This is a genomic window from Nonomuraea sp. NPDC023979, assembly GCF_040639085.1.
GTDB lineage: Bacteria > Actinomycetota > Actinomycetes > Streptosporangiales > Streptosporangiaceae > Nonomuraea > Nonomuraea ceibae.
The window spans coordinates 23,522-30,284 of record NZ_JBEZZG010000059.1 but is presented as its reverse complement, the minus strand read 5'-3'; the positions used below and the strand labels follow the sequence as shown (position 1 = coordinate 30,284).

7 protein-coding genes are annotated in these 6,763 nt (G+C 74.0%); 3 read left to right on the top strand and 4 right to left on the bottom strand.

Annotated elements, in window-relative coordinates; genetic code table 11:
- Positions 1 to 322 precede the first annotated feature (322 nt).
- Positions 323 to 919, top strand: a complete 597-nt coding sequence (locus tag AB0G11_RS47800) for a hypothetical protein (protein WP_219510968.1) — start codon at positions 323 to 325, stop codon at positions 917 to 919.
- Complete coding sequence (locus AB0G11_RS47795) at positions 916 to 1,302, top strand: hypothetical protein (protein WP_219510966.1); 387 nt, start codon at positions 916 to 918, stop codon at positions 1,300 to 1,302. The genes AB0G11_RS47800 and AB0G11_RS47795 overlap by 4 nt, the downstream gene beginning before the upstream one ends.
- A gap of 52 nt (positions 1,303 to 1,354) precedes the next feature.
- Here the strand turns inward: AB0G11_RS47795 and AB0G11_RS47790 are convergent, their stop codons facing one another.
- Positions 1,355 to 1,678 carry a hypothetical protein gene (locus AB0G11_RS47790; RefSeq protein WP_357593847.1) on the bottom strand — a complete coding sequence of 108 codons (324 nt, stop codon included), beginning with the start codon at positions 1,676 to 1,678 and terminating at the stop codon, positions 1,355 to 1,357.
- 144 nt (positions 1,679 to 1,822) lie between these two features.
- Here AB0G11_RS47790 and AB0G11_RS47785 point away from each other — a divergent pair, with 144 nt between their 5' ends.
- Positions 1,823 to 3,349, top strand: coding sequence for an MFS transporter (locus AB0G11_RS47785; RefSeq protein WP_219510962.1), 1,527 nt, complete (start codon positions 1,823 to 1,825; stop codon positions 3,347 to 3,349).
- Here the strand turns inward: AB0G11_RS47785 and AB0G11_RS47780 are convergent.
- From AB0G11_RS47780 to AB0G11_RS47770, 3 genes are all read right to left on the bottom strand, one after another.
- Positions 3,346 to 3,882, bottom strand: coding sequence for a TetR/AcrR family transcriptional regulator (locus AB0G11_RS47780; RefSeq protein ID WP_219510961.1), 537 nt, complete (start codon positions 3,880 to 3,882; stop codon positions 3,346 to 3,348). The genes AB0G11_RS47785 and AB0G11_RS47780 overlap by 4 nt on opposite strands.
- Positions 3,883 to 3,993: 111 nt before the next feature.
- Positions 3,994 to 5,361, bottom strand: coding sequence for a sodium:alanine symporter family protein (locus AB0G11_RS47775; RefSeq protein WP_219510959.1), 1,368 nt, complete (start codon positions 5,359 to 5,361; stop codon positions 3,994 to 3,996).
- Between the two features lie 101 nt (positions 5,362 to 5,462).
- Entirely contained in the window at positions 5,463 to 6,737 is a 1,275-nt protein-coding gene (locus tag AB0G11_RS47770; RefSeq protein WP_357593845.1) for an MFS transporter, read from the bottom strand.
- Between the last annotated feature and the right edge of the window lie 26 nt (positions 6,738 to 6,763).

Genomic DNA, 6,763 nt, shown 5'->3' with positions numbered 1-6,763 from the left:
GCCAGGCCCGCCGCGGCGGCGACGGCGACGGCGGCCGTCCGCGCCGGGTCGCGGGGCGGCGGGGACGGGGGCGGGGGCGTTTCCTGGTGGCCCGGGACGCGGCGGCCCGCGCGATACCTGAACACCTCCCTAGCGTGGCACGCGCCGCCGCCGGCGGGAGGTGACCGCGATCCCGGATCGGCCGGGACTCCTGTCCCGTCCGGTCCGGGACAGCGCCGGGACGGCGGGGATGGCGGCGTTCCCTGGTGGCCCGGGACGCGGCGGCGCGACCGTGGAGGCCGCCCCGGCGCCCGGCCGGGGCCCGCGACGACGGAGGCGCCCCATGTCAGAGAGCCCGCACGACACCACCCTCGCCGCGAGGGTCCCCGACGGACGGGCGGCGACCCGGACGGCCGGGGTGCTGCTCGCGGCCGGCGCGAGCGCCTGGGCCGTGGGCACGCTCGTGGTCGGGGAGAAGATCCAGGAGGGCATCCAGACGCTGGACACGGTCACCGGCATGATGTTCGCGGCCGGGGTGTGGGCGTTCGTGTGGCGGCTGCGGGCCGACCGGGCCGGCGGCGACCGGGCCGGGCGGGCCGTGCCCGTCGTCCTGCTCGCGCTGCTGCCGGGGGCGTTCCTGCTGAACGCGCTGTCGTTCGGCTACGCCACGCACGACGAGTTCCCGCTGTGGCTGATGATTCTGGACGGGTGCTGGCCGCTGAGCATGCTCGGCATGCTGGTGCTCGGCGTGGCGGTCGCGGTGACCGGCCGTTACCGGGGGGCGATGCGGTGGCTGCCGCTCGTGGCCGGGTGCTGGTTCCCGGTGACGATGGCCGCGCAGATCCTCGGCGGCGGCGTCGTGTCCACGTACGTCAGCGCCGCCTGGCTGGTGGGCACGTACGGGGTCATCGGGGTGCGGATGGCGGTCCGGTCGCGGTGAGCGGGACGCGTGCGCCCGGCCGTCCCGCGACGGTGGCGGAGGTGCTGGCCGCCTGGTCGGAGCGGACCGGCGTCCCCGTGGAGGCGTGGCTCTGGACCGGCACGCCCGTGCCGGCGCGGGTCGCCGGGGCGCTCGCGCGGGCGCTGCGGGAGGCGTTGGGCGCGGTCGAGGACGGCGAGCGGCCGGCGGTGGTGCACGTGGCCTGCACGTCGGGCGCCCGGGGGGTGCGCCTGACGGTCAGCCACGAGGGCGGCGGCGAGCCGTGGCCGGCGTCGCGGATCGCCGCGCTGAGCGCCGCGTTCGCCGAGGTGGGCGGGCTGGTGACGGTGAACAGCGTGCCCGCCGGCGGCACCACGATGACGGGCGTCGTCCGCCACCGATGACGGAGGCCCGGCTCACTCTCCGGCGCCGGGCACGGCCGGATTCCCGCCCGGTTCATGCCCCGGGCAGCAGGCCCGCCTCGCGCAGCCCCTCCTCGTAGCCGCCCTCGGCGGACGCCCAGAACCGCTCGGCGGCGTCGATGACGGCCAGGCGCTCGCCGGTCGTCCAGGTCCCGATCAGGCCCAGCAGGGCGCGCCCGTCGTCGGCCCACACCTCCGGCGCGCCCAGCGCGATCACCGCCGCCACCTCCCGCGCCAGCAGGCGTGCCCTGGCCAGGCGGCCGGTGGGGGCCAGGCCGTTCACCGCGTCCACGATCAGCAAAGCCTGACGCAGGGTCAGCGACGGCATCGCCGGGGCCGGGTCGTCTCGCTCGGTCATGCCGCCACCCTATCCAAACAACCGTCACAAACAAGCGTTTTGCACGACTGTGCCAAACGTGTGTATGGTCGGCGGCATGACATCACCCACCGCGACGACCGCGGTCCCACACCCCCCGCACCCCCTCGGCCGGGCGGGCCGGCCATGAGGGCCGGACGCAAGCAGTGGATCGGGCTGGCGGTCCTGGTCCTGCCCGTGCTCCTGATCTCCGTCGACCTGCACGTGCTGTCGTACGCGCTGCCGTTCATCAGCGCCGAACTGGCGCCGAGCGGCGCCCAGCTGCTGTGGATCATCGACATCTACCCGTTCATGCTGGCCGGGCTGCTGCTGCCGATGGGCACGCTGGGCGACCGGATCGGACGGCGGCGGCTGCTGCTGGCCGGGGCGGCGGCCTTCGGCGCGGCCTCGGCGGTCGCCGCCTTCTCCCCCAGCGCGGACCTGCTCATCGTCACCCGGGCCCTGCTCGGGGTGGGCGGCGCGACCCTGATGCCCTCGACGCTGTCGCTGATCCGCAACATGTTCCACGACGACGGCCAGCGCCGGGTCGCGATCTCCATCTGGACGGGCGCGTTCGCCGGTGGCGCCATGCTGGGCCCGCTGATGGGCGGCGCGCTGCTGGAGCACTTCTGGTGGGGCTCGGTGTTCCTGGTCAACCTGCCGGTGATGGCGCTGCTGCTGGTCCTGGCGCCGCTGCTGCTCCCCGAGTCGCGTGACCCGCGTCCAGGGCGCTTCGACCTGGTGAGCGTGGCCCTGTCACTGGGCGCGATCCTGCCGGCGATCTACGGGATCCAGCACATCGCCCAGGACGGCCTCGGCTGGGCCCCGGTGCTCGCCGTCGTCACCGGGCTGGCGCTGGGCGTGGCCTTCGTCCGCCGCCAGCGCTCGGCCGCCGATCCCCTGCTGGACGTGCGCCTGTTCGGCAGCCGCGCCTTCACCGCGGCCATCAGCGCCAACACGCTCGGCGTCTTCGCCATGGTCGGCTCCAGCCTGTTCACCACCCAGTATCTGCAGATGGTCATGGGCGCCAGGCCGCTCATCGCCGGGCTGTACGCGCTGCCGTCGGCGGGCACAGCGATGCTCGCCGCCGGGCTGGCCCCCGTCCTGGTCCGCAGGGTGCGGCCCGGGCTGGTGGTCTGCGTGGGGCTGCTCGTCGGCGCGAGCGGGTTCGCGGTGCTCTCGATGCTGGACGTGACCGGCCAGGGCGGCCTGCTGATCGCCGGGATCATGCTCATGGCCGGGGGCGTGACGCTCGTCCTGACCGTCTCCTCGGATCTGATCATCGCCACCGCCCCGCCGGAGCGGGCCGGGTCGGTCGCCGGGCTGTCGCAGGTGGCCACCGAGTTCGGCGGCGCGCTCGGCATCTCGCTGCTGGGGAGCATCGGGACCGCCGTCTACCGGGGCCACCTCGCCGGCACCGGCGCGCCCGCGCCCGCGATGGACACCCTCGGCGGCGCTCTGGAGACGGCCCGGCACCTGCCGGAGGCGGCCGGGAGCGCGCTGGCCGGGGCGGCCCGGGTGGCCTTCACGCAGGGCCAGCACTACGCCATGATCGCCGCCGCGGCGGGCCTGTGCCTGATGGCGGTGCTCGCGCCAGTCCTGCTGCGTTCCGTGCGGCGCGCGACGCCGCCGCCGGCCCAGCCGGACCCCGCCGGGCGGCACGCGATGCGTTAGCCGCCCGCGGCCTCGGCCACCGAGCGGATCCCGGCGACCAGGTCGCGGGCCGACGGGGCGTTGTCCGGGTCGAGCTGCCAGCGCACCAGCAGGCCGATGAACAGCGTCAGCAGCACCTGCGCGCCCGCCTCGTCCCCGTGCGGCAGCCGCCTGCCCAGCTCGCGCTGGGCGAGCGCCTGCCCTTCGGTCAGGCGGGCCCGTACCTCGGGCAGGTGGGGCGCCTGCGCGAGCGTCTCCACGTTGGCGCGCCACACCATCGGATTGGCCCGGAACGATTCGATCATTTCCCCCCAGAACGCCTCGAACCACTGCTTGGAGTCGTCCGGGAACGCCTTGAGGACCTCGGCGACCGCTTCCCCGGTCGTCTCGATCATCGCCTGGGTGAGCAGGGCGTCCTTGGAGCGGAAGTGGTAGTTGATCGCGGCGAGGTTGCTGCCGGAGACGGCGACGATGTCGCGCACCGTCGTGCGGGCGTAGCCGCGCTCGGACAGGCACTGCTTGGCCGCGGCCAGCAAATCCTCAGGGACTCCCATTCGGGCGATCCTACCAGCGGCCGTAAACAGTTGTTTCAAACAGAGGTCCGGGACCAAGGGCCCTGGTGGCGCGGGCCGTCCGGGCGCCGGCCGCGGTGAGGGCGCGTGGACTCACCGCGACACCGTGTCGTCCCGCCAGTCCGGTCTGGCGAAGTACGCGCGGGTCTCGCGGACGACCAGGCCCGACAGCAGGATGAGGCCGATGAGGTTGGGCAGCGCCATGAGGCCGTTCATGATGTCGGAGAACGTCCACACCGTCTGCAGCTCCAGCACCGTGCCGGTGAAGATCAGCACGATGAACAGCAGCCGGTACGGCGTCACCGCCACCCGCCCGAAGAGCCGGTCCATGCACCGCTCCCCGTAGTACGCCCAGCCGAGCAGCGTGGAGAACGCGAAGAACACCAGGCCGATCGTGACGACGATGCCGCCCCACTGACCGGGCAGGCCGTGGCTGAAGGCCAGGGTGGTCAGCGGCGCGCCGTTCTCGCCGCTGCGCCAGGCGCCGGTGACGACGATGGCCAGGCCGGTCATGCTGACCACGACGAGCGTGTCGATGAACGTCTGCGTCATCGACACGAGCGCCTGCCGCGCGGGCTCGGTCGTCTTGGCCGCCGCCGCGGCGATCCCGCCGGTCCCGAGGCCGGACTCGTTGGAGAAGATGCCGCGGGCGACCCCGTACCGGATCGCCAGCAGGACGCCCGCGCCCGCGAAGCCGCCCGTGGCGGCGGTGCCCGTGAAGGCGTCGGTGAAGATCAGCGCGAGCGCGCCGGGCAGCTCGCCGACGTTCGCGATGATGATCCACAGCGCCCCGAGGATGTAGAAGACGATCATCACGGGGACGAAGGCGCTGGTGACCGCGCCGATGCTCTTGATGCCGCCCAGGATGACGACGGCGGCCAGCACCGTGATGACCGCGCCGGTCAGCCACATGGGCACGTCCCACTGCGCGTTGATCGCGTCGGCCACGCTGTTGGACTGCACCATGTTGCCGATGCCGAACGCCGCCAGCGCGCCGAACACCGCGAACAGCACGCCCAGCGTCGCCCCGAACCTGCCGCCCACCCCGTAGGTGAGGTAGAACATCGGGCCGCCGCTCTGCTCGCCCCTGGCGTCGGTGCGGCGGAAGCGGACGCCGAGGAACGCCTCGGAGTACTTGGTCGCCATGCCGACCAGGCCGGTCACCCACATCCAGAACAGCGCGCCGGGCCCGCCGAAGTGGATGGCCGTGGCGACGCCCGCGATGTTGCCGACGCCCACGGTGGCCGCCAGCGCCGTCGACAGCGCCTGGTAGTGGGTGATGTCGCCGACGCCGCCCGGCTCCTTGCGCCGGATGAGCGCCAGCCACAACGCGTAGAACAGCCTGCGGAACTGCAGCCCGCGCAGCATGATCGTCAGGTAGAGGCCCGTCAGCAGGAGCAACGGGATCAGCAGGAACGGTCCCCAGACGAAGTCCGAGATCCTCGACAGGATGTCTTGCACACCAGCTCCTCAGGTCGTCCGAGCGGATGATCGTCTCCGACGATCTGCCCTTTCCGGGCAGCCGGGCAACATCGTATGGTCAAGTCTTCCCGGCGCGCCTGTCAGGCGGGCGGCGAGCCGACGGGCTCGCTGACCGCCGGGGGCCCGTCCGCGGCGGGCGCGGGGCGGTGCCGGCGGGCGACGGCCGCGGCCCCGGTGCCGCCGGCGACGAACAGCACGGCCAGCGCGAGCCAGCCCGCGGTCCCGTGCTCGACTGCGGTGGCGGTGACGAGCACCGGCGAGACCATCGCGGCGATCGAGTAGCCGGTCTGGCTGAGGCCCTGGTAGGCGCCCGCGCTGCGCGGGTCGGCCAGCTCGAAGGCCATGCCCCAGCCGCCCGCCTCGCCGAGGATCTCGCCGAGCGTGTGGGCGAACGCGGCCACCAGGAGCAGCGCGCACGCGACGGCCACGTTCCCGTAGCCCGCCAGCGCGTACGCCCCGCAGGCGAGCGCGAGCAGCCACGACGCGCGGCGGACGGCGATCCCGGCGCGGCGCACGTCGTGCACGCCGCGCGAGAAGCGCACCTGGAGCAGGGCCACGACCACGGTGTTGAGGACGAGCAGCACCGACACGAGGGCGGTCGGGGCCTCGGTGGAGGCGACCCACAGCGGCACGCCGACGGTCATCAGGCCGAACTGCATGGCCACCACCGTGTTGCACGCGACGCTCGCCACGTACGTGCGGTCCTTGAGCGGCGAGGGCCCGGCGGCGGCGCCCTTCGCCGGACCGGCCGGGGCGGCCATCCGTCCGGCCAGCTCCGGCACCCGGCTGCCCAGCCGCGCCAGGGGCACGCTCGCCGTCAGCAGCAGCAGGCCGGAGACGAGCATCGCGGCCCGGTAGGCGGCGGCGGTGCCGGCCAGGAGCGCCGCGGCGGCGGCCACGGTGCCCAGGCCGATGAAGACGTTCGTGACCACGCGCATCCGGGCCCGCACCTCGACGCGTTCCGGGCCGGTGTACCAGCGCGCCAGCATCGCCTGCTTCGACGTGCCGCTGGCCGACCGCATCGCCGTCGCCAGGCAGGCGACCACGGTGAACGCGACGGCGTCCGAGGTGAGCGTGTAGCCGAGCATCGCCGCGCCGTTGAGCGCCGTGGCCGCCACCTGGACGCGATGCGCGCCGAGCCGGTCGGACAGCCGTCCCGAGACGTACGAGGACAGCACGCCGGCGCCGCCCGCGATGCCGAGCCCCAGGCCCACGGTGGTGGGGGCGAGCCCGACGACGAGCGTGAAGTACAGCGTGCTGACGGTGTAGAAGACGCCGCTGGACAGCGCGAACGCCATCGTGCTCAGCGTGAGCGAGCGGCCGACGCGGTCCTCGGGGAAGAAGGTACGGATCACGGTCCCCTTTGTGCCGTATCGGGACC

What these genes read in the sequence shown, in the direction of transcription:
- AB0G11_RS47800 (WP_219510968.1), top strand. Translation starts at nt 323, where the DNA reads ATGTCAGAGAGCCCGCACGACACCACCCTCGCCGCGAGGGTCCCCGAC.
- AB0G11_RS47790 (WP_357593847.1), bottom strand. Translation starts at nt 1,678, where the DNA reads ATGACCGAGCGAGACGACCCGGCCCCGGCGATGCCGTCGCTGACCCTG.
- AB0G11_RS47785 (WP_219510962.1), top strand. Translation starts at nt 1,823, where the DNA reads ATGAGGGCCGGACGCAAGCAGTGGATCGGGCTGGCGGTCCTGGTCCTG.
- AB0G11_RS47780 (WP_219510961.1), bottom strand. Translation starts at nt 3,882, where the DNA reads ATGGGAGTCCCTGAGGATTTGCTGGCCGCGGCCAAGCAGTGCCTGTCC.